Source organism: Roseateles sp. So40a, from assembly GCF_048081605.1.
GTDB lineage: Bacteria > Pseudomonadota > Gammaproteobacteria > Burkholderiales > Burkholderiaceae_C > Roseateles.
Genome location: NZ_CP182288.1, coordinates 2,227,951 through 2,251,662, shown reverse-complemented (window position 1 = coordinate 2,251,662; position 23,712 = coordinate 2,227,951). Strand labels below are relative to the sequence as shown.

The window sequence follows — 23,712 nt, the reverse complement described above, 5'->3', positions numbered from 1 at the left end:
CGCCTTCATCGGGTCACGAACCGGTGCGGCGCGCGGCCGCGATGGCCATGCGGATCCAGCTCGAAGAGCGCGCCCGCCAGCGGCTCGTGATCGCACTGCCGGCGCGCGGTCGTCACGAACAGGCGATCCAGCGCCGGCCCGCCAAACACGGGGCAGGTCGGCTGCGAGGCCGGCAGCGCCAGCCGCAGCGTCTCGCGTCCCTGCGCGTCGAATCGCAGCACGACGCCATCGCCCCAGATCGCGGACCAGAGCCCGCCCTCGGCATCCACCGCCGCGCCATCAGGCTCGCCGCCGTCCAGCGGTAGTTGCACGAACACGCGGCGCTCGCCGAGCCGCCCATCGGCGCGGTAATCCATCGCCCAGATCGTGCGCGTGGGCGAATCGGTGTAGTACAGCGTCCCGCCATCCGGACTGAAGTTCAGCGAGTTGCCCACGATGCCCGGCGGCAGCGGCAGGCGTTCGACGACCAGCCCGCGCCCGATGCCGACGCCCGCGAGGCTGGCGCGGTAATAACCGCCCACGGCCGCGCCGTGCGAATTGAACATGCCGAAGACGAAACGCCCCTGCGGATCGCAGCGGCCGTCATTGATGCGCGTGCGCGGCTCCTCGGCCTCGACCGGGGTCAACGGGCCGATCTCGCCGCTGACCAGGTCGAACATCGCCACCCCGGACGCCAGGCCCAGCACCAGCTGTCCCGGCGTGTCGCACAACGCGAAGCTGCCCAGCGGCTCGGGCATCTCCCACTGCGTGATCACACCATCGGCATGGCTCCGACGGAACAGCCGATGGCTGTCGATGTCGGTCCAGTACAGCGCCTGCTCCCGATCGCACCACAGCGCGCATTCGCCAAGCCGGTCCCGGCTGTCGACGTGCACGCGCGCAGGCGTTCCCGTTCCCGCTCCGGATCCGTATCCGGCGCTCATGCCCAGCCCCCGTCCACGATGTAGTCCTGCGCGCTGCACATCGCGCTGTCGTCCGCCGCCAGGAACAGCGCCATCGCCGCGATGTGGTCAGGCATCAAGGGCTGCTTGAGGCACTGGTTGGCGTCGATCTCCTTCTTCGTCTCGTCATTGACCCAGAGCTGGAGCTGCTTCTCGGTCATGACCCAGCCGGGCACCAGCGTGTTCACGCGGATGTTGAAGGGCCCGAGGTCCCGCGCCAGCGAGCGCGTCAGACCCTGCACGCCGGCCTTGGAGGTCGTGTACGCCGCCATGCCGCCCTGCATCAGCATCCAGCTGAAGGAGCCGAAGTTGATGATGGACCCGCCGCCCAGCGCCTTCATGTCCGGCGCCACCGCCTGCGCGGCGAAGAACTGGTGCTTGATGTTCACGGCGATGGCCTGATCCCAGAACTCGGGCGTGACGTCCTCCAGCGCATGGCGCTTGTCGTTGGCCGCATTGTTCAGCAACACCTTGAACGGCCCGCCGAGCTGCTCGCGCAGCGACGCGATCGCGGCACGCAACTGCGCGATGTCGGTCAGGTCGGCCGCGACGAACGCGCTGCCCGGCAGCCGCGCCGCCAGGGCGTGGCCCGCCTCGGCGGCGATGTCGATGAATCCCACCCGCGCGCCCTGGGCGGCGAAGCGTTCCACCAGCGTCGCGCCGATGCCGGTGGCTCCGCCGGTGATGAGCACGCGCTGCTCGCGCAGGCTGGGATAGAGGGCGCTGGTCATGGTGTCTCCGTCGTTCTGGGACGCGAGTGTCGCGTCCTCCTGATGTGGTGTCGCGTTGATTCTATAAGTCTGACTATTGAATCGATCGCAAGACCATGAATGAGGGTTTGCACCGATACGTCAAGTCATAAAGTAATACTTTAATTCGCTCCAACAAGAAATCGACCCGAATCGACAGAACGCTGGAGACAACATGAGCCTGAGCTTCCCTCGGCCCTACAAGGGCGTATTCCCGGTCGTGCCGACGACCTTCAACGCCCAGGGCGGGCTGGACCTGGAAAGCCAGAAGCGCTGCATCGACTTCATGATCGATGCCGGCTCGACCGGCCTGTGCATCCTCGCCAATTTCTCCGAGCAGTTCGTGCTCGGCGACGATGAGCGCGCGGTGCTCACCCGCACGATCCTGGAGCACGTCGCGGGCCGCGTCCCGGTCATCGTGACGACCACCCACTACAGCACGCAGATCTGCGCCGAGCGCAGCCGCATCGCGCAGGAGATGGGCGCGGCGATGGTGATGGTGATGCCGCCGTACCACGGTGCGACGCTGCGTGTGGGCGAGGCCGGCATCTTCGAGTTCTACGCGCGCCTGTCCGACGCGATCGACATCCCCGTGATGATCCAGGACGCGCCGATGTCGGGCACGCCGCTGCCGCCGTCCTTCCTGGCCCGCATGGCCAGGGAGATCGAGCAGGTCCGCTACTTCAAGATCGAGACCGCCGGCGCCGCGAGCAAGCTGCGTGAGCTGATCGCGCTGGGCGGTGACGCGATCGAGGGACCGTGGGACGGCGAGGAGGCGATCACGCTGCTGGCCGATCTGGACGCCGGCGCCACCGGCGCGATGACCGGCGGCGCGTATCCGGACGGCATCCGCCGCATCGTCGATGCCTACGCCGCCGGCGACCGCGAGACCGCCGTCGCCGAGTACGGCCGCTGGCTGCCGCTGATCAACGTCGAGAACCGCCAGGGCGGCATCCTCACCGCCAAGGCGCTGATGAAGGAGGGCGGCGTGATCGCCTGCGACGCGCCGCGTCACCCGTTCCCCGAGATGAACCCGGCCGTGCGCGCCGGCCTGCTGGACGCGGCCAAGCGCCTCGACCCGCTGGTGCTGCGCTGGGCGCGCTGATTCACCGACGTCATCGATCACGCCAAGGACCGTCATGAGCGCCATCCCTGAGTTCAAGAACTACATCGCCGGCGAATGGGTCGCCGGCGCCGACCAGCGTCCCAACATCAATCCGTCCGACACCAGCGATGTGATCGGTCTCTACGCGCAGGCAGATGCCGCGCAGACCGAGGCCGCCATCGCCGCGGCGCAGGCCGCGTTCCCGGCCTGGGCCACGAGCACGCCGCAACAGCGCTTCGACGTGCTGGACGCGGTGGGCAACGAGCTGCTCGCGCGGCGCGAGGAGATCGGCCGGCTGCTGTCGCGCGAGGAAGGCAAGACGCTGCCCGAGGGCATGGGCGAGACCCACCGCGCCGCGATGATCTTCAAGTTCTTCGCCGCCGAGGCGCTGCGCTGCGGCGGCGAGACGATCGCCTCGGTGCGGCCGGGCGTGTCGGTGGACGTGCTGCGCCAGCCGGTGGGCGTCGTCGGGCTGATCGCGCCGTGGAACTTCCCGATCGCGATCCCCGCCTGGAAGATCGCGCCCGCGCTGGCCTACGGCAACACCGTCGTGTTCAAACCGGCGGAGCTGGTGCCCGGCTGCGCGTGGACGCTGGCTGACATCCTCTCGCGCACGGCGCTGCCAAAGGGCGCGTTCAACCTCGTCATGGGCGCCGGATCGCAGGTGGGGCAGACGCTGGTCGATTCGCCGCGCGTGAAGGCGCTGAGCTTCACCGGCTCGGTGGCCACGGGGCGGCGCATCATCGCGGCTTGCGCCGCGCGGCAGGCCAAGGTGCAGGCCGAGATGGGCGGCAAGAACCCCCTGGTCGTGCTGGACGACGCCGACCTGGACGTGGCCGTCAACGCCGCCGTGCAGAGCGCGTTCTTCTCGACCGGCCAGCGCTGCACGGCGTCGAGCCGCATCATCGTCACCGACGGCATCCATGACCGCTTCGTCGACGCCGTCGTCGCGAAGCTGGGCACGCTGAAGGTCGATCACGCGCTCAAGGCCGGCACCGACATCGGCCCGGTCGTCGATCAGCGCCAGCTCGCGCAGAACCTGCGCTACGTCGACATCGCGCAGCGTGAGGGCGGCACGCTGGCCTTCGGCGGCGATGTCGTCGAGCGCGACACCCAGGGTTTCTATCAGCGCCCGGCGCTGATCACCGGCACGACCAACGCGATGACGATCAGCCGCGAGGAGGTCTTCGGCCCGGTGGCCAACGTGGTGCGGGCGCGCGACTACGACGAGGCGCTCGCGCTGGCCAACGACACCGAGTTCGGCCTGTCCGCCGGGATCTGCACGCAGTCGCTCAAACACGCGAGCCACTTCAAGCTGCACGCGCAGGCCGGCATGGTCATGGTCAACCTGCCGACCGCGGGCGTGGATTACCACGTGCCCTTCGGCGGCACGAAGGGATCGAGCTACGGACCGCGCGAGCAGGGCAGTCACGCCCGCGAGTTCTACACGACGGTCAAGACCGCCTACACCTTCGCGGGCTGAGCATGCGGATCCGTGCATCCGCCGTCCGTGCCGGCGCCGCCTTGCTGGTGGTGGTGGCCGGCGTCGCGGGCTGCGCCGTCGCGCCGGGGAACGCATCGGGCAACGCGCCGGTGGACAGTGCCGCCGCTGCGCCTGGCGAGACCCTGCCTGTCGCGCACGATCCGACGCTGATCGAGCGCGATGGCGTCTTCCATGTCTTCACCACCGGCAAGGCCATCCAGCATCTGCGCTCGCAGGATGGCGAGCACTGGACGCGATTGGCGCCTGCGCTGGCCGAGCCGCCCGCGTGGTGGGCTGAGGCGGTGCCCGCGCATCGCGGACTGGATGTCTGGGCGCCGAAGGTGTTCGCGCTCAAGGGCCGCTACTGGCTCCTGTACTCGATCTCGACCTTCGGCAAGAACCGGTCGGCGATCGGCCTGGCGAGCAGCGAGTCACTCGACGGCCCATGGCGCGATGACGGTGTCGTCGTGAAGAGCGTCGAAGGCGACGACTTCAACGCGATTGATCCGGACCTGTTCATCGATGAGCGCGCAGCGGGCGGTGACGGCCGCCTGTGGCTGAGCTACGGCTCGTTCTGGGGCGGCATCCGCGTGGTCGAAGTGGACCCCGGGACGATGCGGTCGACAGGGCCGACGCGTTTCATCGCGCGCGGACCCGGCAAGGATGGCGCGGGCAGTCCCGGCAGCGGCGGCGCCATCGAGGCGCCGACGATCGTGCGGCGCGGCGAGTGGGTCTATCTCTTCGTCTCGCACGATTTCTGCTGCCGCGGCACGGCCAGCACCTACAACATCCGCGTGGGCCGGGCGCGCTCGGCGACGGGCCCGTTCCTCGACCGGGACGGCCGCGACCTGATGGCCGGCGGCGGCACGGTGGTGGAGCAGGGCGCCGGGCGCTGGATCGGCCCCGGTCACCAGGACGTGGTCGGCCGCTGGATCGTGCGTCACGCCTACGACGCGCAGGACGGCGGCAAGCCCAAGTTGCGCTTCGACGAACTGCGGTGGACCGAGGACGGCTGGCCCCGGTTGTAGGCTCGTGCCCGCGATGGCCGGAGAAGATCGACACGATCCCCGGCCCGAACAACAAGATCAGGAGACAAACCCTTGGCAGCCCTCAAGCTGGAGCAGATCGGCAAGCGCTACGGCGCGGTGCAGGTCATTCCCGACCTGTCGCTCGACGTGGCGCCGGGCGAGTTCATCGTGTTCCTCGGCCCGTCGGGCTGCGGCAAGACCAGCCTGTTGCGCATGATCGCGGGGCTGGAGGAGGTCAGCGCGGGGCGCATCCTCATCGGCGGGCAGGACGTGACCCACGCGGCGCCCGGCCTGAGACAGCTTGCGATGGTGTTCCAGCACTACGCGCTGTACCCGCACATGACGGTGCGGGACAACCTGGCTTTCGGCCTGCGCAACATCAAGCTGGCGGAGTCCGAGATCGATCGCCGCATCCAGGAAGCGGCCCGCATGCTGGAGCTGGACGCCTTGCTGGCCCGCAAGCCGGGTCAGCTGTCGGGCGGTCAGCGGCAGCGCGTGGCGATCGGACGCGCGGTCGTCAAGGAGCCGGCGATCTTCCTGTTCGACGAGCCGCTGTCCAACCTGGACGCCGCGCTGCGTGGACGCACGCGGCTGGAGCTGGCGCAACTGCACCGGCGGCTGGGCGCCACGATGGTCTTCGTCACGCACGACCAGATCGAGGCGATGACGCTGGCCACGCGGATCGTGGTCATGAACGCCGGCCGGATCGAGCAGGTCGCGCCGCCGGCCGAGCTGTACCGCCGGCCCGCCACGCGTTTCGTCGCGGGCTTCATCGGAACGCCGGGCATGAACTTCATCCCGGTGCGGCGATTGGCGGATCGGCAGGGCAAGGCGGTGGTGGAGCTGCCGGGCGGGCAGGAGATCGCCACCGAGGTCGGCGCCGAGGTGCCGGGCAGCGAGCTGACGCTGGGCGTGCGGCCGGAGCATCTGGTCACCGTGGCGCGCGGGCCGTTGGCAGCGCAGGTCGAGATGGTGGAGTTCCTCGGCGAGCGCACGTTGGCGCACGTGCGTCTGAGCGACGGCACGCGGGCGATCGCGACGGTAGCCGGTGCATCGCCGGTCGCAGGTGAATCGGTGCAACTGTCGCTCGCGTTGGACGAAGCGCATCTCTTCGACGCGCAAGGCCAAGCGCATCACGCCGTGGTGCCGACATGAGCGCGGCGTTTTCCTCATCCGTCGGGCTGCGCGCCTCGCGCCCGGCGCATGCGCTGTTCGTGCTGCCCTTCGTGGCGGTGTACGCGCTGTTGCTGCTCTGGCCGCTGGCCAAGGGCTGGTTCATCAGCTTTCATGACCATGACCTGCTGTCCAACGACAGCTTCTTCATCGGCTGGCAGAACTACCGGGAACTCCTCGCCGACGACGTCTTCCACCAGGTCGTCTGGAACACGATCCGCTTCGTGTTGCTGAGCGTGCCGGTCTTCGTCGGCCTGTCGCTGATGCTCGCGCTCGCGCTCAACCGGCCGGGCAAGCTCGCTGCGGTGCTGCGCGCCGTGTTCTTCTGCGCCAGCGTGTTCTCCGTCACCCTGATCACGCTGGTCTGGCAGCTCGCGCTGATGCCCGAACGCGGCCTCGTCGCCCAAGGCAGCACCGCGCTCGGCATCCCCCAGCTGCCCTGGCTGACCAGCGACCTGCTGGCACTGCCCACGCTCGCGCTCGTGACTGTGTGGTGGATCATCGGCCTGCCGATGATGCTGTTCCTCTCGGCGCTGCAGCAGATCCCCACCGAGGTCTACGAGGCCGCCGCGCTGGACAACGCCAGCCGCTGGCGCACGCTGTGGCACGTCACGCTGCCGGCGCTCAAGCGCACGGTGGCGCTGGTCGCCGTGATCGAGGTGATCCGCCAGTTTCAGGTCTTCCCGCAGATCATGCTGATGACCAACGGCGGGCCCAACAACACCACGCGGCCCATCGTCCAGTTCATCTACGAGCAGGCCTTCATGCAGCTCTCGCTGGGCTACGCGACCGCGGCCTCGCAGGTGCTGCTGGCGGTGATGCTGGTCGGCGTGTCCGTGCAGATGTGGCTGGAGCGGCGCGAAGCCGCCACGGGAGGCCGTCGATGACCCCGATGCTGCGCAAGGGCTGGTTCGACCGGGCAGTGATGGCGGCGCTGGTGCTGCTCGCACTGCTGTGGATGCTGCCGCTGCTGTGGGTGCTGGCGCTGTCCTTCAAGCCCAACGAGCTGCTGATGGTCCGCACCGATGTCTTCCTGGAGCCGCCTTACACGCTGGCCAACTACGCGGACATCCTGCAGACCTCGCAGGTCTTCCGCTGGCTGGGCAACAGCGCGCTGGTCGCGGCGCTGCAGACGCTGGGCGTGCTGGTGCTGTCCTCGCTCGCGGGATACGGCTTCGCGCGCTGCGAGTTCCCCGGCCGGCGCTGGCTGTTCCCGCTGGTGCTGTTCGGACTGGCCGTGCCGGCGCAGAGCATCTTCATCCCGCTGCACCGGCTGTTCTCGGACTGGGGGCTGCAGAACTCCTACGCCGGCCTGGCGCTGCCGGGGCTGGCCGCACCGTTCGGCGTCTTCCTGATGACGCAGTACTTCAAGGCCGTGCCGATCGACCTGGAGGAAGCGGCGATGCTGGACAACGCCTCGCGTTTCCGGACCTTCCTGCGCGTGGTGCTGCCGCTGACACTGCCGGCGCAGGCCACGCTGGGCATCTTCACCTTCCTCGCGTGCTGGAACGATTACCTGTGGCCGCTGGTGATCGCCACCAAGCCCGAGATGTACACGCTGACCCGGGGCCTGGCCTCGACGCAGACCAACTTCGCGCAGTCCGAGGGGCTGGGCTTCCTGATGGCGCAGGCGGTCTTCGCCGGTGCGCCCGTGCTCATGATCTATCTGTTCTTCCAGAAGCACCTGGTCACCGCGGTGGCCGGGACGGGGCGCTCGTGATGCGACGCTTCCCCCTGATGGGCACGGCCTTGCTGGCCGCCATGGTCGCAGTGGGCAGCTCGATCATGGCCGGCTGCGGCGACAACCACGCCGAGACCGCCTCGGCCAGCGCGCCCCGGACCGAGATCACGCTGATGCGTTTCTTCGGCAGCTGCGACGCCAAGTTCGGCGCCGTGGCGAAGACCGCCGACGGCGTGGGCGAGTGCGGCATCGTGACCGCGATGGTCAACGAGTTCAACGCGACCAATACCGACGGCATCCGCGTGAAGACGCAGACCGCGGAATGGGCACCGTACTACGACCAGCTCACCGCGCGCCTGGTCGCCAAGGACATCCCGACGGTGGCGGTGATGCACGAATCCGCGCTCGGCGACTACGTGCGGCGGCGCCTGATCGAGCCGCTGGACGCGGAGCTGCCGGCGTTGGGCATCGACACGCAGGACTTCACCGACCACGCGCGCCGCGGCGTCACGCTGGACGGGAAGATCTACGCGCTGCCCTTCGACACCTGGGCCTGGCTCTGGCACATCAACACGACGCTGATGGCGCAGGCTGGGCTGATGGGCGCCGACGGCAAACCGACGCTGCCGCATTCTCCGGAGGAGCTGCTGGCGATGGCGCGCCAGTTCAAGGCAAAGACCGGCAAGCCGCTCTTCGCCTGGGCGATCGTCAAGGAGACGGCGGCCACGAACCGCACCTTCCAGACGCTGATCGCGCAGCAGGACACGAAGCTATTCAGCGACGACGGCCGGCGCATCGACATGCATCAGCCGCAGGTGGTGAAGGCGCTGACGCTGATGCAGCAGCTCTACGCCGAGGGCCATGTGAAGCCCAACCTCGACTACGGCGCAGCCAATCAGGCCTTCCTCAACGGCGAGGCCGGCGTGGTGGTGGTCGGCACCTGGACCATCGACCAGTTCCTGCGCGAGGCGAATAAACCTTCCTCGCCGCTCAAGGGCGGCTACACGGTCGTGCCGTTCCCGCAGCTCTACCAGCGGCCGGCGGTCTTCGCCGACGGGCACAGCTGGGCGCTGTTCAAGGGCGGTGCGGCGACGCCGGAGCAGCATGCCGCGGCGCTCAAGCTGCTGCAGTTCATCTGGTCGCGCAGCGGCGAATGGGCGCGCACGGGCCACCTGCCGGTGCGGCGCTCGGTGGCCGGAAGCAGCGCCTTCCGCGCGCTGCCCTTCCGCGAGAACCTGACCGAGATCACGCGCACCGGGGCGTCCATGCCCAGCAGCGTGCCCACGCAGCGCGCGGTCGAGCTGCTCATCGGCGAGGACGTGAGCAACCTGCTGATCTCCGGCAAGCCGATCGCGGAGGTCCAGGACGATGTCGAGAAGCAGGTCAACAAGGCCTTGAAAAAGGTGAGGCGCTGAGATGACGAGCTCCCATCCCGTGAACGCCAATCCCGCGACTCCCGTTGCCGCGAGCCTCACGGTCCATCGCGACTTCGCCATCGGGGCGCTCGACCGACGCCTGTTCGGCGCCTTCGTCGAGCACCTGGGCCGCTGCGTCTACACCGGCATCTTCGAGCCCGACCACCCGAGTGCCGATGAACAGGGCTTTCGCGGCGATGTGAAGGCGCTGGTGCGCGAGCTCGGCGTCACGCTCGTGCGTTATCCCGGCGGCAACTTCATGTCGGGCTACGACTGGGAGGATGGCGTCGGTCCGCGTGCGCAGCGGCCGCGCAAGCTGGACCTGGCGTGGTTCTCGACCGAGACCAACCAGGTCGGCACCAACGAGTTCATGGCCTGGTGCGAGGAACTCGGCCTGAGCCCGATGTTCGGCGTGAACCTCGGCACGCGGGGCATGGACGAGGCGCGTCGCTACCTGGAGTACTGCTGCCATCCCGGCGGCACCGCGCTGTCGGAGCTGCGGCGCACGCACGGCGTGGACCAGCCGCACCGGATCCCGCTCTGGTGCCTGGGCAACGAGATGGACGGCCCGTGGCAGATCGGCCGCAAGACGCCCGACGAGTACGGCCGCCTCGCGCAGGAGACCGCCAAGCTGATGCGCATGCTGCAACCCGGCATCGAGCTGGCAGCCTGTGGCTCCTCGGCCTTCGATATGCCGACCTACGGCGAATGGGAAGAGCGCGTGCTCATGCACTGCCACGACGAGGTCGACTTCGTCTCGCTGCACAGCTACTTCGTCAAGCCGTTCTCGCCCGACGGCACGCTGCCGCCCGGCGCGGACGCCAGCACCGGCGCCTTCCTGGCGCAGATCGAGACCAACGCGCGCTACATCGAGGCCACCGTCGCGATCGCCGACGCGGTGGCGGCGCGCCGCCGGTCGCGCAAGCGGCTGATGCTCAGCTTCGACGAGTGGAACGTCTGGTACCGCGCGCGCCACGGCCACCACCTGAGGCCGTCGGGATGGCCCGAGGCGCCGCGGCTGCTCGAGGAGGTCTACACCGTGGAGGACGCGCTGCTGATCGGCGGCATGCTGTGCATGCTGATGAACCACGCGGACCGGGTGAAGGTCGCCTGCCTGGCGCAGCTCGTCAACGTGATCGCGCCCATCATGACGGAGCCGGGCGGACCGGCCTGGCGCCAGACGATCTTCTGGCCCTTCGCGCTGGCCTCGCGCTTTGGCCGCGGTACCGTGCTTCGGCCGGCGATCACGTCGCCGACCTATCCGAACGCGAAAGAGGGCGAGCTCCCGTTCCTCGTGGCCAGCGTCGTCTGGAACGAGGAGACGGACGGGGAGACAGACGAGAAACCGGGCGAGGGCGCAGGCACGCTCGCGGTCTTCGCGCTGAACCGGCATCTCGCGCAGCCGATGGACCTCGCCGTCACGTTGGCGGGTCTGGTCTCGGGTTCCGGACTGCGCGTGCAGGAAGCGTGGACCCTGCACGAGGACGATCTCGACGCGTCCAACACCGCCGACGCGCCGGACCGCGTCCGGCCGCGCGCGTTGGAAGCGGTGGCCGTGGACGGCGAGTCGTTGCAGGCGACACTCGCACCCGCGTCCTGGAGCGTGATCGTCCTCGCACCGCGCGCCTCCGCCCGATAAGCCTCATCAACCCCACCGCCCATGCCGCTGACCTGGTCCCATCCGCTGATTCCCCAACGCGCCGATCCGCATCTGTCGCTCCATGACGGACGCTACTGGTTCACCGCCTCGGTGCCGGGCTTCGACGCCATCGAGCTGCGCAGCGCCGCGCGCATCGAGGACCTGCCGCACGCCGAGCCGCGCCTCGTGTGGACGCGCCATGGGCACGGGCCCGCGAGCTGGCACATCTGGGCGCCGGAGCTGCATCGCGTCGACGGCCGCTGGCTGATCTACTTCGCCGGCGGCGAGCGCGACGACATCTGGAAGATCCGCATGCACGTGCTGGAGAACGCGCACGACGATCCGACGCAGGGCGAGTGGATCGAGCGCGGCCAGATCCGAACGCCGCTGGACGACTTCGCGCTGGATGCGACGACCTTCACCCACGGCGGCGAGCAGTACCTGTGCTGGGCCGAGGCCGATCCCTCGCGTCAGGGCAAGACCAACCTCTATCTCGCGACGCTGGCCAACGCGTGGACGCTCAAGAGCGCGCCGACGCTGATCAGCGAGGCGGTGCTGCCGTGGGAGCGCATCGGCTTCGCGGTCAACGAGGGGCCCGCGGTGCTGCAGCGATTCGGGCGGGTGCTGATCAGCTACTCGGCGGCGGCGACCGACGCCAACTACTGCATGGGCCTGCTCTGGGCCGATGCGACGTCCGATCTGCTGGATCCCTCGGCGTGGCACAAGTCGACCGAGCCGGTCTTCGCCAGCGCCAACGGGCAGTACGGCCCCGGCCACAACAGCTTCACGACGACGCTGGACGGCCGCACCGACCTGCTGGTCTATCACGCACGCGCTTATCGCGACATCGTCGGCGATCCGCTGCACGATCCCAACCGCCATGCGCGTGTGCAGCCTTTCGGCTGGCGCGCCGATGGCTTCCCGGACTTCGGCCAACCGCAGCCCGACGGTCCGGTGCAGGAGGTGGACGCATGAAGCGCGCTCGCTCGACGGTTTTCTCCTTTGCCTTCGCTGTCGCACTCGCGTGCGGGATCCTCGGTCTGACCGCGCCCGCGCGGGCCACCGTGGTGTGGGCACCACCGCCCGCTCCGGCGCCGCCGTCCTTGCAGGCCTCGGCCGCCGCGGGCGCGTCGCCCGGCCTGACCAGTCCGGATGGGCGGCTGCGCGTTCGATTCCACGCGGGCAGCGACAACTCCCTCCATTACGAGGTGCTGCGCGACGGTCAACCGGTGGTGCTGCCGTCGCCGCTGGGCCTTGATCTGGCCAACGCGAAGTGGCGGGTGCAGTTGCTGCTTCAGCCGTGCTCGCGCCCGGTGGACGGGCGTGAGCGTTATCCGCTGATCGGCAAGAAGCGTCAGGTCGACAGCCCGTACCGCGCGATGCGCTGCGTGGTCACGAACGCCAAGGACCAGCCGATGACGCTGGAGTGGCGCGCCTTCAACGATGGCGTGGCCTTCCGCTACGTCGTGTCCTTGCCGGAACCCCGCAGCAAGGTCTTCATGGACGAGCACACCGGGCTGCGGCTGCGCCCCGACACGCGCGCCTTCCTGCAGCCGATGCAGCCCTGGCATACCGGCTGGAAGGGCACGAACCCCGCTTACGAAGAGCATTACGCGATCGACACCCCGGTGGGTCAGCCCGCGCGACTGGGCGTGGGCTGGGCCTTCCCGGCGCTGTTCCGTTCGGGCGACACCTGGATCGCGGTGACCGAGGCCGGCATGGACGGCAGCTTCCACGCCTCGCGCCTGTGGCCCGACAACGACTTCGATCGCAGCTTCCAGGCCGCGCCGGCCTCGGGCGGCTACCAGTTCGGCTGGCCGCGGGTCGGCGAGACCGGCGGCGGCACGCAGCGCCTGGCCGCGGTCGACGGCACGATGACGACGCCGTGGCGCGTGATCGCCATCGGCGACCTGCCCACGCTGATGCAGTCGACGCTGGGCACCGACCTGGCCGCGCCCGCGGTGAAGTTCCCCGCCGCGAAGCTCAAGCCCGGTCCGGCGTCGTGGAGCTGGGCGCTGCTCAAGGACGACGGCACGGTCTTCGATGTGCAGAAGCGCTACATCGACTACGCCGCCGACATGCACTGGCCCTACACGCTGATCGACGCGGACTGGGACCGCAAGATCGGCTGGCCGCGCATCCAGGAATTGGCCGCTTACGGCCGCCGCAAGGGCGTGGGACTCTGGCTTTGGTACAACTCCTCGGGCGAGTGGAACGACACCGAGTACACGCCCAAGGGCGCGCTGATCGCCCCCGTCCAGCGCCGCGCCGAGTTCAAGAAGCTCGCTGCCGCGGGCATCAAGGGCGTGAAGATCGATTTCTTCGGCGGGGACGGCCAGTCGGTGATCCGCTATTACGTCGACATCCTCGAGGACGCGGCCCAGGCGGGGCTGCTCGTCAACTTCCACGGCGCGACGCTGCCGCGCGGCTGGAACCGGACCTATCCGAACCTGATGACCGCCGAGGCGGTGAAGGGCTTCGAGTTCGCGACCTTCGAGCAGGTCGATCAGGACGCCGTGCCCGAGCACCTCGCGATGCTCCCGTTCACGCGCAACCTCTTCGATCCGATGGACTTCACGCCGATGGTCTTCGGCGACATCCCCAACATCAAGCGCGCCACGCGCAACGGCTTCGAGCTCGCGTTGTCGGTGCTGCTGGTGTCCGGCGTCCAGCACTACGCCGAGACGCCCGAGGGCATGGCCACGGCGCCGGACAGCGTCCGGCAGTTCCTGCGCACGCTGCCGCGGCAGTGGGACGACGTGCGATTCCTCACCGGCGAACCCGGACGTTTCGTCGCGCTGGCGCGACGCGCGGGCGATCGCTGGATCGTGGCGGGCATCAATGCCGAGGACGAGCCGCGCACGATCGAGATGGATCTGGGCTTCCTAGCCGGGCGCACCGGCGCGCTGATCGGCGAGGGCGAGGGGCCGCGCGACTTCCGTCTCGGCACGCTGCCCGGCGGCGGACTGCAGCGTGTGACGCTGCCCGCCAAGGGAGGATTTGTCGCGAGTTTCGAGGCCGGTCGCCCGTGATAGCCTGCGGCCCGATATGAAGACCCGCGCCGACCATTCGACCTACAGCCCGCGCGCCCGCCGCGCCGAAGGCAAGAGCCAGCATGGCCGCATCGTCAGCGAGCTGGGCCTGGCGATCGTCTCCGGCGAGCTCCGTCCCGGCGACCGCCTGCCCGCCGAGCAGCAGCTGCTGGACCGCTACGAGATCAGCCGGCCGGTGTTGCGCGAGGCGGTGCGGGTGCTGGTGGCCAAGGGGCTGGTCGTCTCGCGCCAGCGCGCCGGCGCGATCGTGCGGCCGCGCAACGAGTGGCACCTGCTCGATCCGGACGTGCTGTACTGGCTGATCCAGTCCAAGCCGCAGGCGGAGTTCCTGAACACGCTGATGGAAGTGCGCCGTGTGTTCGAGCCGGCCGCCGCGGCGCTCGCCGCGAAGGCCGCGACGCCGGACCAGCTCGATCGCATCGAGCAGGACTTCGACGGCATGGCCGCGGCGACCGACACCGAGGAGCTGCTGGAGCCCGACCTCGCGTTCCACCGCCACATCGCCGAGGCCACAAACAACGACCTGATGGCCTACATCGGCAACATGCTGTCGCTGGCGCTGCGCGAATCCATCCTGCTCAGCAGCCAGTTGCCCAACACCCATGAACTCTCGCTGCCGCGCCATCAGGCGATCCTGACGGCGATCCGCAACCGCGACCCGCTCGGCGCGCGCCAGGCCACGCTGGTGCAGCTGCAGGAGACGGGCGACGACCTCAGCAACGTCCTGTCCGCCAAGGGCATCGTGGACCTGGCCTGACGGGCCGCCGCATCCATGGACGACGCCCCCAACCCCAACTGGTTCCTGCGCGCGCGGCTCAAGACCCGACAGCTGCTGCTGCTGATCGCGCTGGACGACCATCGCAACATCCACCGTGCCTCGGAGGCGCTGTGCATGACGCAGCCCGCCGCGTCCAAGCAGCTCAAGGACCTGGAGGACATGCTCGAGGTCAAGCTCTTCGAGCGGCTGCCGCGCGGCATGGAGCCGACGCTGTTCGGCGAGACCATGATCCGCCACGCCCGCATGGCGCTGACCAGCCTGGCCGCGGCGCATGACGACATCGTCGCGCTGAAGAAGGGCCTGACCGGACAGGTCGAGGTCGGCGTGATCATGACGCCGGGCATGTCGCTGCTGCCGCGTGCGATCGCGCGGGTCAAGTCGCAGGCGCCGCTGCTGCGCATCGGCGTGCAGATGGAGACCAGCAAGGTGCTGCTGGACCAGCTGCAGCGCGGCGTGCTCGATTTCATGATCGGCCGCATCCTCGAGGAGGACAGCGGTGCCGGCCTGCAGTACGAGGAACTGAGCGGCGAGCCCGCCTGCGCGGTCGCGCGCATCGGGCATCCGCTGCTGCAACGCGAGGACCTCTCGCTGGCGGACCTGGCCACGCAGCCGTGGATCCTGCCGCCGCCGGGCAGCGTCTTGCGCCATCGCTGGGAGCAGATGTTCCGCCGCGCCGCGATCGAGCCGCCGGCCGATGCGGTCGACACGACCGCCTTGCTGGTGATCACCGCGCTGCTGCAGCAGACGGACGCGCTGCATGTGATGCCCATCGAGGTCGCGCGCTACTACGCGTCGCTGCAGGCGCTGGCGATCCTGCCCATCGAGCTGCCGTGCAGCATGGACGGCTTCGGCATCATCACGCGCGAGGGCCATCTGCTGTCGCCGGGCGCGCGCACGCTGCTGGAAGCGGTGCGCGGCGCGGCGGCCGAGCTCTACGTCGACTAGCCGCGGCATCCCGGCGAGGGATTCGCCGCGGGGCCGGTGTCGGTCTGCGGCACGAAGCGGATCGTGCCGTCGGCGTTGTAATGCAGCTCCTCGATGGCGACGGAGCGCCGGAACTCCCCGCCGCCCGGCAGCTTGGCGTTGTGATACGCGATGTAGCTCTTGCCGTTGAACTCGAAGATCGCCTGGTGGATGGTCGGCGTCTTCTCGTTCTTCGCCATGATCACGCCGCGCGGCGTCCAGGGGCCCGTGGCGCTCGGGCCGGTCAGGTAGGCCGTCTCCTCGGGGAAGTGCTGCGAGTAGGACAGGTAGTAGGTTCCGCCGTGCTTGTGCAGGTAGGACGCCTCGGTGAAGTCCTTGACCGGCACCGCGGTGATCGGTCCGGCGAGCTCGGTCATCGAGGCTTTCAGCCGCGCGTACTTCAGCACCGTGTTGCCGAAGTACAGATAGGCCTGGCCGTCGTCGTCGATGAACACCGCCGGGTCGATGTCGTCCCAGGCGATGTCGGTCTGGGTCGTCATGTCGTTGGTGATCAGCGCGGTGCCGCGCGCGTCCTTGAAGGGACCGGTCGGGCTGTCCGAGCTCGCCACGCCGACGGCGAAGCCGGCGATCGTCGCGTGCTCGACGGTCGTGTAGAAGAAGTAGGTCGGCTTGCCGTCGACGACGCGACGCGTGATGTCAGAAGCCCAGGCACGGCCCTTGGCCCACTTGAAGTCGAGCGCCTTCATCGGCGAGCCGTGATCGGTCCAGCGCACGAGGTCGCAGCTCGAATAGACCCGCCACTCGTTCATCACGAAGTCCTTGCCGTCGGGCTTGGCCTCGTCGTGACCGACGTAGAGATAGACCCGCCCGTTGTCGACCAGCACGGCGGGATCGGCCGTGTAGAGCTGCGGGAAGAGCGGGTTGGCCGCGAGCGCGGTGCCGCTGGCGACGGTCAGCGCGGCCGCCGCGACAAGGCGAGTAAGGCGAGTAAGGCGAGCGAGGCGATGGATGCGAGTGATGCTTGCGGTCATGCGATGTGAGAGGCAGGGCGCGACAGCAGACGCTGCACGACGCAGAAGACGAAGAGCAGGGCGCCGATGACGATCTTGGTCCACCAGGAGCTGAGCGTGCCGTCGAAGGCGATCAGCGTCTGGATCACGCCGAGCACGAGCACGCCCGAGAGCGCGCCGGCCACGTAGCCGTAGCCGCCGCTGAGCATGGTGCCGCCGATGACGACGGCGGCGATGGCGTCGAGTTCCGCGCCCTGCGCATGCAGGCCGTAGCCGCTGAGCATGTAGAACCCGAAGAGCAGCCCGGCCAGCGACGCGCACAGGCCGCTGAGGCCGTACACGATCAGCTTGGTCCGGCCGACCGGCAGGCCCATCATCAGCGCGGATTGCTCGTTGCCGCCCAGCGCGTAGACCGCGCGGCCGAAGGCGCTGCGATGCGCGAGCCACACGCCCGCCACGAGCACGCCCACGGCGATGGCCGCGCTGGGCGAGATGAATCCGCCCGGCACTGCCCATTGCGTCTGCGACACGCCGACGAAGACGGGGTCGTCGATGGTGATGGAGTCGACGCTGATCAGCGAGCACAGTCCCCGCGCGAGGAACATGCCCGCCAGCGTGACGATGAAGGGCTGCAGCCGGAAGGCGTGGATCAGCGCGCCCTGCAGCACCCCGAACGCCGCGCCACCGCCGAGCACCAGCGCGATGACGGCCCAGGCCGGCCACTGCGCGTGGTGCAGCAGCCAGGCCGCGACGGTCGTGGCCAGGGCGAGCACCGCGCCCACGGACAGATCGATGCCGCCGGACAGGATCACCAGGCTCATGCCCACCGCCAGCACCAGCAGGTAGGCGTTGTCGATCAGCAGGTTGAGCATCACCTGCGGCGCGGCGAAGCCGGTGTAGTGCGCGCCGCCCGCGGCGATCAGCGCCATCAGCAGCATCACCGTGACCTGCGCGCTGAAGGCCGGATGGCGCAGCCAGCGTTGAAGAAAGCTCATGGGCTGGCTCATCGCGAGGCTCCGCGCCGGGTGAGGCGGTCGGTCACGCTGCGCAGCATCGGCCGCAGCTCGCTCGATTGCAGGATGCACAGCAGGAACACGACCAGCGCCTTGACCACCATGTTGACCTCGGGCGGCACGCCCAGCGAGTAGATCGTGGTCGTCAGGGTCTGGATGATCAGCGCGCCGATCAGCGCGCCCACGAGGTAGTACCGCCCGCCCGCGAGCGAGGCGCCGCCCAGCGTCACCGCGAGGATCGCGTCCAGCTCCAGCAGCAGACCGGCGTTGTTGGCGTCCGCGCTCCTGATGTTGGAAGCGATCATGAGCCCCGCCAGACCCGCGCACAGCGCGGCGAAGACGTAGGTGCCGAAGATCAGCGTCGCGGTGCGCAGGCCCGTCAGCCGCGAGGCCACCGGGTTCAAGCCCACGGCCTGGATGAACAGGCCCAGCGCGGTCTTGCGCAGCAGCGTGATCGTGGCGAGCGCGAGCACGGCGACCGCCCACAGCGACACCGGCAGCCCGAGCAGGTAGCCGCCGCCCAGCACGAAGAAGTCGTCCCGGTAGACGGTGAGGATCTGGCCGTCGGCCAGCAACTGGGCCAAGCCGCGACCGGCCACCATCAGGATCAGCGTCGCGATGATCGGCTGCAGCTTCAGACCGGCGACCAGCACACCGTTCCAGGCGCCGCACAGCAGCGCCGCGCCCAGCGCCGCCGCGTAGGCGACAGCGAGCGGTTGACCCGCGTTCACCGCCATCGCCGCGACCGTGGCGGCAATCGCGACGACGGCACCGATGGACACGTCGATGCCGCGCGTCGCGATGACCAGGCTCATGCCCAGCGCCGCCAGCATCAGCGGCGCCGCGCGGTTCAGGATGTCGATCAGCGGACCGTACAGGTGGCCGTCCTTGATTTCCAGGTGCCAGAAGCCGGGCAGCAGCACCGCGTCGATCAGCAACAGGATCAGCAAGGCCGCGACCGGACGCAGCAGCGGATGCGCGGCCAGCAATCCGAGCACCGCGCGCAGGCGGCGAGGTCGAGCGGGCCGGGCGGCGGCGGCGTCCGTCAAGGGGAGGGCCTCAATCACCGGCGATCACCTCCAGCACGGAGCGCTCGTCGAGCTGCCCGCGCGCGTAGGTGCCGATGGCGCGGCGGTCGCGCAGGACCACGACACGGTCGCTGCAGCGCAGGACCTCGGGCAGTTCCGACGAGATGAAGAGCACCGCCATGCGGCGATCGCCCTCGGTGCCTTGCGCGCACAGGCGCCGGACCTCGTTCATGATTTCCTCCTTCGCGCGCACGTCGATGCCGCGCGTGGGTTCGTCCAGGATCAGCAGGCGTGGCTGCGTGAGCAGCCATCGCGCGAGCAGCGCCTTCTGCTGATTCCCGCCGGACAGCAGCCCGATCGGGGTTTCGATGTCCGCGGTCTTGATGCCCAGGCGCTTCACGTAGTCCTCGGCGATCGCCTGCTGACGCTTGAGCGGGATCGCCCGCCACCAGCCCTGGCGGGCCTGCAGCGCCAGCATGATGTTCTCGCGCACCGACAGCGCCAGCACCGCGCCCTCGAGCTTGCGATCCTCGGAGCAGAACGCGAGCCCGCTGCCGATGGCCTGCCGCGGCGAGGCGAAACGCCGGCGTCGCCCGGCGACCTCGATGTCGCCGGCATCCGCGCTGTCCGCGCCGAAGAGCAGACGCGCGGTCTCGGTGCGACCCGAGCCCAGCAGGCCCGCGAGGCCGAGCACCTCGCCCTCGCGGATCTCGAGGTCGAGCGGCTGCAGCGCGCCGCGCCGCGCAAGGCCGTGCGTGCGCAGCGCCGGGGTCGTGGTCTGCGCGCAGGCCTCGACCGGCGGCGCGGAGGCCGCGTGCGGGCCGACCATCTTGCGCACCAGGTCCAGGCGGCCGAGGTCCTGGGCGATGTACTCGCCCTCGGTGCGCCCGTTGCGCATCACGGTGATGCGGTCGGAGACCGCGTAGACCTGGTCCAGAAAGTGCGTCACGAAGAGCAGCGCCATGCCTTGCTCGCGCAGGCGGCGCATGACGCGGAAGAGGTGCTGCACCGCGGCCTCGTCGAGGCTGGAGGTCGGTTCGTCCAGGATAAGTACGCGCGCGGAGATGTTGAGCGCGCGCGCGATCGCCACCATCTGCTGGATGGACAGCGAGTAGCGCGCCAGCGGCGCGTCCACGTCGATGTCGAGTTCCAGCTCGGCGAGCAGCTCCCGCGAGCGCTCGCGCATGCGGCGCCAGTCGATCTGGCCCCAGCGCCGCGGATAACGCCCGATGAAGAGGTTCTCCGCGACCGAGAGGTTGGGGACGAGGTTGACCTCCTGGTAGACGGTGCTGATGCCCAGGGCCTGCGCGTCGGCGGTGGCGCGCGGCGCGATCGGGTCCCCGGCGAGCTCGATGCGGCCGGCGTCGGGCGCGTACAGGCCGGTGAGGACCTTGATCAGCGTGGACTTGCCCGCGCCGTTCTGGCCCATCAGCGCGTGGATCTCGCCGGGGAACAACCGCAGCCAGACGCCCGACAGCGCCTTCACGCCGGGGAAGCTCTTGTCGATGCCGCTGAGCGACAGCAGCGGAGCGGCGCTGGACATCAGTACTTGCGGTTGGGGAGTTCCTTGGCCGCGACGTCGGCGGTGAAGACGCCTTCCTCGGTCGTGATGCGCTTGGCCACGGGCTTGCCGGCGACGACGTCGCGCGCGAGCTGCATCAGCTGCGGGCCGAGCATCGGGTTGCACTCGACGGTGACATTGAGCTTGCCCGCGGCCATGGCCTGGAAGGCGCCGCGCACGCCGTCGATGGAGACGATGGCGATGTCCTTGGCGGGCTTGAGGCCGGCTTCCTCGATGGCCTGGATGGCGCCGATGGCCATGTCGTCGTTATGCGCGAAGAGGACGTGGATCTTCTTGTCCTTGGCCTTGAGGAAGGCCTCCATGACCTCCTTGCCCTTGGCACGCGTGAAGTCGCCGGACTGCGAGCGCACGATCTTCAGGCGGGGATCGGCCTTGATGACTTCCTCGAAGCCGCGCTTGCGGTCGAGCGCCGGCGCGGAGCCGACGGTGCCCTGGAGCTCGACGATGTTGACGTCGCCGGTGGGCGCGTTCTGCTTGGCCCAGTCGATCAGCCAGCGGGCCGCCTTGCGGCCTTCCTCGACGAAGTCCGATCCGATGAAGGTGACGTACAGCGACGGGTCGCTGACCTTGACGGCGCGGTCGGTGAGGATGACGGGGATCTTCGCGTTCTTCGCTTCGCGCAGGACGGTGTCCCAGCCGGATTCGACGACGGGCGAGAACGCGATGACGTCGACCTTCTGCGCGATGAAGCTGCGGATGGCCTTGACCTGGTTCTCCTGCTTCTGCTGGGCGTCGGCGAACTTGAGCGTGATGCCGGCCTGCTTGGCGGCGTCCTTGATCGAGTTGCTGTTGGCGGTGCGCCATTCGCTCTCGGCGCCGACCTGGGAGAAGCCCAGCACGAGGGGCTTGTCCGCCGCGTGGGCCGTCGAGGCGAGGAGGGTGAAGGGGCTGAAGGGCGAGAGGGCCGTGCCCAGCGCCAGGGCGCAGGTGGCCCGCGCCAGCAGGTGGCGACGCGATGCGGTCATGTCCGTTGTCTCCTCGTTCGAGTGGGTGTGGAGGTCACGCCGATGGGCGCGCCTCGCGAGGTGACACGGATCCTAGGGAGGCCGGGGATGCCCGGCCAATCACATTTGCGGTGTGATCGATGCCGTTCCGGTTATCGGTCAGCGGCAGGTTTGGGGCATTCCGGGGCGGACTGGACGCGGACCGTGCGCACGCTGGCGTCGGCAGCGATCTTGTGGATCTGCAGCATGCACATCTGGCCGGTCTCGGTACGGCGCAGCGTGGCTTCGTAGTCGGCGCCGGGCACGGGCACGAAGGTCGCGTTGATCGTCTTGCAGCCTTCGCTGTTCAGGCTGATCGTGGTCGGCCGGGCGCCGGGGATCTCATGCTCCTGATAGAACTGCTTCGTGCCGATCGAGCCGCCGCTGCCGAAGGCCTCGAGGTTCTTGGTCGAGGGCATGCCGATGCTGACGTTGGAGGTGGTGCCCAGCAGCGACTGGAAGGAGGTCCCGAGGCCGCCTGACACGTGGATCGTGTCGTTGCCGCCGACGCAGGCCGAGCCGCGGTGGATCCACGCGGCCTTGCCGTTGGCACCGAAGAGGCGCAGGCGCGCGGGGCGGATGGCGCCGTCGGGCGTGACGAGCTCGGGGTCGGGCTGGAGCAGGTCCGGCGACAGGCCCATCAGCTCGGTCAGCGAGCCGGCGACGCTCACGGGTGCGGAGGCGGCAGCACCCGGAGTGGGGGCAGCGGTCAGGCTGACGTCAGGCGGCGGGGCCGAGGCGGCGCCGGCGGGTTGTGGCAACGGATACGGATGCTTCTCGGCGGCCTTGAGCGCGAGCAGGCGGGCCTTGAGGATGCGGCGCAGGTCGTCGGCGTCGTCCTTGAGCGCCTGGTCGCGTGTGTCGTCGAGCGCAGTGCCGCAGAGCTTGCGGTAGTTGTCGGCCAGCGGAATGGGCACGCGCATCGGATCGATGGTGCGCATCTGGACCTTGAGGTACTCGACGTCGGCGAAGAGGCTGGGCTTGCCCTCCTTGTCGGTGGTCTCGAACAGCAGGCCGATGGGGATGTAGGTCGCGGGCTGGCAGCGGAACAGCGTGCGGTCGTAGCTGTCGCGCGAGGGCTTGCCGTCCTTGGAGACGAAGCTCTGGCGGATCCATTGCTCGTACCAGACCTCCTTCGCGCCGGCGGCTTCACGCACGGCGGCGGGGACCTCGACGGCATCGGTCACGGCGAAGCGGACGGTGGAGTTGTCCTTGGGGGGCAGTTCGCGGAAGGCCTCCGGTGGCAGCGCGCGGAAGCGTTCGATGAAGCGCGCGCGGGCGGCCTTGTCGACGCCGAAGAAGGGCGCGCCCTCAGGGAAGTCGGTGAGCTCGGCGAGCTTGGAGGCGCGCTGCGCGAGCGCGGGCGACGCGCTCAGGGCGAAGACGGCGATGGCCGCGGCGGTCATGAACAAAGGAGAAACGCTACGGCGGATACGGCGAATACGGCGGGACGGCATGTCGGTCGAGAGAAGAAACGTCGAGGGTCTCGCGGACGCGAGGACGGGGTGATCGAGAGCGAAGGCGCGACCTTAGAGGGAAGGGCGCCCGTGGCCCCTCCGACCAAAGGGGGAGTCGCGGGCATCGCGTGAGGTATTGCCGGAGTCGCCGGGGTGTGTCGGGGCGGGTGTAGGCTTGGCCGCCACATCCCAGGCGCGCATCGCACAAGACCATGCCCAGCAGGAAGACCGCCAAACCCGCCGTGAAGCTGCTCGCGGGCGGCAATCCGCAGATCGCCAAGGGCCATGGGGACGCGCCGGTGCAGGCCTACATCGCGGCCTTGTCGGATTGGAGACAGGACGTGGTGAGGCACATCGACGCGCTGGTGACGCGCGAGGTGCCGGGCGTGAGGAAGGCGGTGAAGTGGAACTCGCCGTTGTACGGGATGGATGGCGAGACCTGGTTTTTGGGGATCCACGTGATGACGCGCTACGTGAAGGTCGCGTTCTTCAACGGCAAGTCGTTGGACCCAATGCCGCCGGTGGACTCGAAGACCGCGCACGCGCGCTACCTGCATGTCAGCGAGCAGGATCCGCTCGACGAGGCAGGGTTCTTGGCGTGGGTGAGGGCGGCGAGCGAGGCGCCGGGGGAGAGGATGTGAGCGGCAAGGCGCGCGAACTCGTGTCGCTC

General features: G+C 69.2%; 21 protein-coding genes. 13 read left to right on the top strand and 8 right to left on the bottom strand.

What is annotated here, in order from left to right:
- Positions 1-5: 5 nt before the first annotated feature.
- Positions 6-875: an SMP-30/gluconolactonase/LRE family protein gene (locus ACNI65_RS10385; protein ID WP_416762852.1), complete on the bottom strand. Its 870-nt coding sequence runs from the start codon at positions 873-875 to the stop codon at positions 6-8.
- A 44-nt stretch (positions 876-919) separates the two neighbouring features.
- Positions 920-1,672, bottom strand: coding sequence for an SDR family NAD(P)-dependent oxidoreductase (locus tag ACNI65_RS10380; RefSeq protein ID WP_416762850.1), 753 nt, complete (start codon positions 1,670-1,672; stop codon positions 920-922).
- A 193-nt stretch (positions 1,673-1,865) separates the two neighbouring features.
- On the opposite strand from ACNI65_RS10380, the gene ACNI65_RS10375 reads away from it, so the two are divergent.
- The 12 genes from ACNI65_RS10375 to ACNI65_RS10320 all read left to right on the top strand — a co-directional run bounded on the left by ACNI65_RS10375 (position 1,866) and on the right by ACNI65_RS10320 (position 15,990).
- On the top strand, positions 1,866-2,795 hold the full coding sequence (locus ACNI65_RS10375; RefSeq protein ID WP_416762848.1) for a dihydrodipicolinate synthase family protein: 930 nt from the start codon (positions 1,866-1,868) through the stop codon (positions 2,793-2,795).
- A 34-nt stretch (positions 2,796-2,829) separates the two neighbouring features.
- Positions 2,830-4,278 carry an aldehyde dehydrogenase family protein gene (locus ACNI65_RS10370; RefSeq protein WP_416762846.1) on the top strand — a complete coding sequence of 483 codons (1,449 nt, stop codon included), beginning with the start codon at positions 2,830-2,832 and terminating at the stop codon, positions 4,276-4,278.
- Between the two features lie 2 nt (positions 4,279-4,280).
- Positions 4,281-5,306: an arabinan endo-1,5-alpha-L-arabinosidase gene (locus ACNI65_RS10365; RefSeq protein ID WP_416762844.1), complete on the top strand. Its 1,026-nt coding sequence runs from the start codon at positions 4,281-4,283 to the stop codon at positions 5,304-5,306.
- A 72-nt stretch (positions 5,307-5,378) separates the two neighbouring features.
- Complete coding sequence (locus ACNI65_RS10360; protein ID WP_416762842.1) at positions 5,379-6,461, top strand: ABC transporter ATP-binding protein; 1,083 nt, start codon at positions 5,379-5,381, stop codon at positions 6,459-6,461.
- The gene (locus tag ACNI65_RS10355; protein ID WP_416762840.1) at positions 6,458-7,366 is read left to right on the top strand and encodes a carbohydrate ABC transporter permease; all 909 of its coding nucleotides are present in this window, start codon (positions 6,458-6,460) and stop codon (positions 7,364-7,366) included. The genes ACNI65_RS10360 and ACNI65_RS10355 overlap by 4 nt, the downstream gene beginning before the upstream one ends.
- Positions 7,363-8,199, top strand: coding sequence for a carbohydrate ABC transporter permease (locus ACNI65_RS10350; RefSeq protein ID WP_416762838.1), 837 nt, complete (start codon positions 7,363-7,365; stop codon positions 8,197-8,199). Before ACNI65_RS10355 ends, ACNI65_RS10350 begins: the two co-directional genes overlap by 4 nt.
- Positions 8,199-9,575 (top strand): extracellular solute-binding protein, encoded by a 1,377-nt coding sequence (locus ACNI65_RS10345; protein ID WP_416762836.1) that lies wholly within the window; start codon positions 8,199-8,201, stop codon positions 9,573-9,575. Before ACNI65_RS10350 ends, ACNI65_RS10345 begins: the two co-directional genes overlap by 1 nt.
- A 19-nt stretch (positions 9,576-9,594) precedes the next feature.
- A complete protein-coding gene (locus tag ACNI65_RS10340) occupies positions 9,595-11,214 on the top strand; it encodes an alpha-N-arabinofuranosidase (protein WP_416762835.1) in 1,620 nt (539 codons plus the stop codon).
- Between the two features lie 21 nt (positions 11,215-11,235).
- Entirely contained in the window at positions 11,236-12,189 is a 954-nt protein-coding gene (locus ACNI65_RS10335) for a family 43 glycosylhydrolase (RefSeq protein WP_416762834.1), read from the top strand.
- Positions 12,186-14,246: a glycoside hydrolase family 97 catalytic domain-containing protein gene (locus ACNI65_RS10330; RefSeq protein WP_416762832.1), complete on the top strand. Its 2,061-nt coding sequence runs from the start codon at positions 12,186-12,188 to the stop codon at positions 14,244-14,246. The genes ACNI65_RS10335 and ACNI65_RS10330 overlap by 4 nt, the downstream gene beginning before the upstream one ends.
- Before the next feature lie 16 nt (positions 14,247-14,262).
- Positions 14,263-15,024 carry a FadR/GntR family transcriptional regulator gene (locus ACNI65_RS10325; RefSeq protein ID WP_416762831.1) on the top strand — a complete coding sequence of 254 codons (762 nt, stop codon included), beginning with the start codon at positions 14,263-14,265 and terminating at the stop codon, positions 15,022-15,024.
- Between the two features lie 15 nt (positions 15,025-15,039).
- On the top strand, positions 15,040-15,990 hold the full coding sequence (locus ACNI65_RS10320) for a LysR family transcriptional regulator (protein ID WP_416762830.1): 951 nt from the start codon (positions 15,040-15,042) through the stop codon (positions 15,988-15,990).
- On the opposite strand, the gene ACNI65_RS10315 is transcribed toward ACNI65_RS10320, so the two are convergent.
- The 6 genes from ACNI65_RS10315 to ACNI65_RS10290 all read right to left on the bottom strand — a co-directional run bounded on the left by ACNI65_RS10315 (position 15,987) and on the right by ACNI65_RS10290 (position 22,991).
- Positions 15,987-17,000, bottom strand: a complete 1,014-nt coding sequence (locus ACNI65_RS10315; protein ID WP_416762828.1) for a glycoside hydrolase family 43 protein — start codon at positions 16,998-17,000, stop codon at positions 15,987-15,989. The two genes, ACNI65_RS10320 and ACNI65_RS10315, sit on opposite strands and share 4 nt — an antisense overlap.
- Positions 16,997-17,974 carry a galactofuranose ABC transporter, permease protein YjfF gene (gene yjfF, locus ACNI65_RS10310; RefSeq protein WP_416762827.1) on the bottom strand — a complete coding sequence of 326 codons (978 nt, stop codon included), beginning with the start codon at positions 17,972-17,974 and terminating at the stop codon, positions 16,997-16,999. Before yjfF ends, ACNI65_RS10315 begins: the two co-directional genes overlap by 4 nt.
- A gap of 8 nt (positions 17,975-17,982) precedes the next feature.
- The gene (locus ACNI65_RS10305) at positions 17,983-18,999 is read right to left on the bottom strand and encodes an ABC transporter permease (protein ID WP_416763604.1); all 1,017 of its coding nucleotides are present in this window, start codon (positions 18,997-18,999) and stop codon (positions 17,983-17,985) included.
- A gap of 52 nt (positions 19,000-19,051) precedes the next feature.
- Positions 19,052-20,563, bottom strand: a complete 1,512-nt coding sequence (locus tag ACNI65_RS10300) for a sugar ABC transporter ATP-binding protein (RefSeq protein WP_416762825.1) — start codon at positions 20,561-20,563, stop codon at positions 19,052-19,054.
- Positions 20,563-21,567 (bottom strand): ABC transporter substrate-binding protein, encoded by a 1,005-nt coding sequence (locus ACNI65_RS10295; protein WP_416762824.1) that lies wholly within the window; start codon positions 21,565-21,567, stop codon positions 20,563-20,565. Before ACNI65_RS10295 ends, ACNI65_RS10300 begins: the two co-directional genes overlap by 1 nt.
- 131 nt (positions 21,568-21,698) lie before the next feature.
- Positions 21,699-22,991, bottom strand: coding sequence for a hypothetical protein (locus ACNI65_RS10290; protein ID WP_416762823.1), 1,293 nt, complete (start codon positions 22,989-22,991; stop codon positions 21,699-21,701).
- A 263-nt stretch (positions 22,992-23,254) separates the two neighbouring features.
- Between ACNI65_RS10290 and ACNI65_RS10285 the strand changes: the two genes are divergently transcribed.
- On the top strand, positions 23,255-23,683 hold the full coding sequence (locus ACNI65_RS10285; RefSeq protein ID WP_416762821.1) for a DUF1801 domain-containing protein: 429 nt from the start codon (positions 23,255-23,257) through the stop codon (positions 23,681-23,683).
- The last annotated feature ends 29 nt before the right edge of the window (positions 23,684-23,712 follow it).

Bases quoted from the DNA above. Each gene is read 5' to 3' on its own strand.
- ACNI65_RS10380 (WP_416762850.1), bottom strand. From the start codon at position 1,672: ATGACCAGCGCCCTCTATCCCAGCCTGCGCGAGCAGCGCGTGCTCATC.
- ACNI65_RS10365 (WP_416762844.1), top strand. From the start codon at position 4,281: ATGCGGATCCGTGCATCCGCCGTCCGTGCCGGCGCCGCCTTGCTGGTG.
- ACNI65_RS10320 (WP_416762830.1), top strand. From the start codon at position 15,040: ATGGACGACGCCCCCAACCCCAACTGGTTCCTGCGCGCGCGGCTCAAG.
- yjfF (WP_416762827.1), bottom strand. From the start codon at position 17,974: ATGAGCTTTCTTCAACGCTGGCTGCGCCATCCGGCCTTCAGCGCGCAG.
- ACNI65_RS10285 (WP_416762821.1), top strand. From the start codon at position 23,255: ATGCCCAGCAGGAAGACCGCCAAACCCGCCGTGAAGCTGCTCGCGGGC.
- ACNI65_RS10295 (WP_416762824.1), bottom strand. From the start codon at position 21,567: ATGACCGCATCGCGTCGCCACCTGCTGGCGCGGGCCACCTGCGCCCTG.
- ACNI65_RS10300 (WP_416762825.1), bottom strand. From the start codon at position 20,563: ATGTCCAGCGCCGCTCCGCTGCTGTCGCTCAGCGGCATCGACAAGAGC.
- ACNI65_RS10335 (WP_416762834.1), top strand. From the start codon at position 11,236: ATGCCGCTGACCTGGTCCCATCCGCTGATTCCCCAACGCGCCGATCCG.
- ACNI65_RS10350 (WP_416762838.1), top strand. From the start codon at position 7,363: ATGACCCCGATGCTGCGCAAGGGCTGGTTCGACCGGGCAGTGATGGCG.
- ACNI65_RS10370 (WP_416762846.1), top strand. From the start codon at position 2,830: ATGAGCGCCATCCCTGAGTTCAAGAACTACATCGCCGGCGAATGGGTC.
- ACNI65_RS10290 (WP_416762823.1), bottom strand. From the start codon at position 22,991: ATGACCGCCGCGGCCATCGCCGTCTTCGCCCTGAGCGCGTCGCCCGCG.
- ACNI65_RS10345 (WP_416762836.1), top strand. From the start codon at position 8,199: ATGCGACGCTTCCCCCTGATGGGCACGGCCTTGCTGGCCGCCATGGTC.
- ACNI65_RS10355 (WP_416762840.1), top strand. From the start codon at position 6,458: ATGAGCGCGGCGTTTTCCTCATCCGTCGGGCTGCGCGCCTCGCGCCCG.
- ACNI65_RS10315 (WP_416762828.1), bottom strand. From the start codon at position 17,000: ATGACCGCAAGCATCACTCGCATCCATCGCCTCGCTCGCCTTACTCGC.
- ACNI65_RS10330 (WP_416762832.1), top strand. From the start codon at position 12,186: ATGAAGCGCGCTCGCTCGACGGTTTTCTCCTTTGCCTTCGCTGTCGCA.
- ACNI65_RS10325 (WP_416762831.1), top strand. From the start codon at position 14,263: ATGAAGACCCGCGCCGACCATTCGACCTACAGCCCGCGCGCCCGCCGC.
- ACNI65_RS10375 (WP_416762848.1), top strand. From the start codon at position 1,866: ATGAGCCTGAGCTTCCCTCGGCCCTACAAGGGCGTATTCCCGGTCGTG.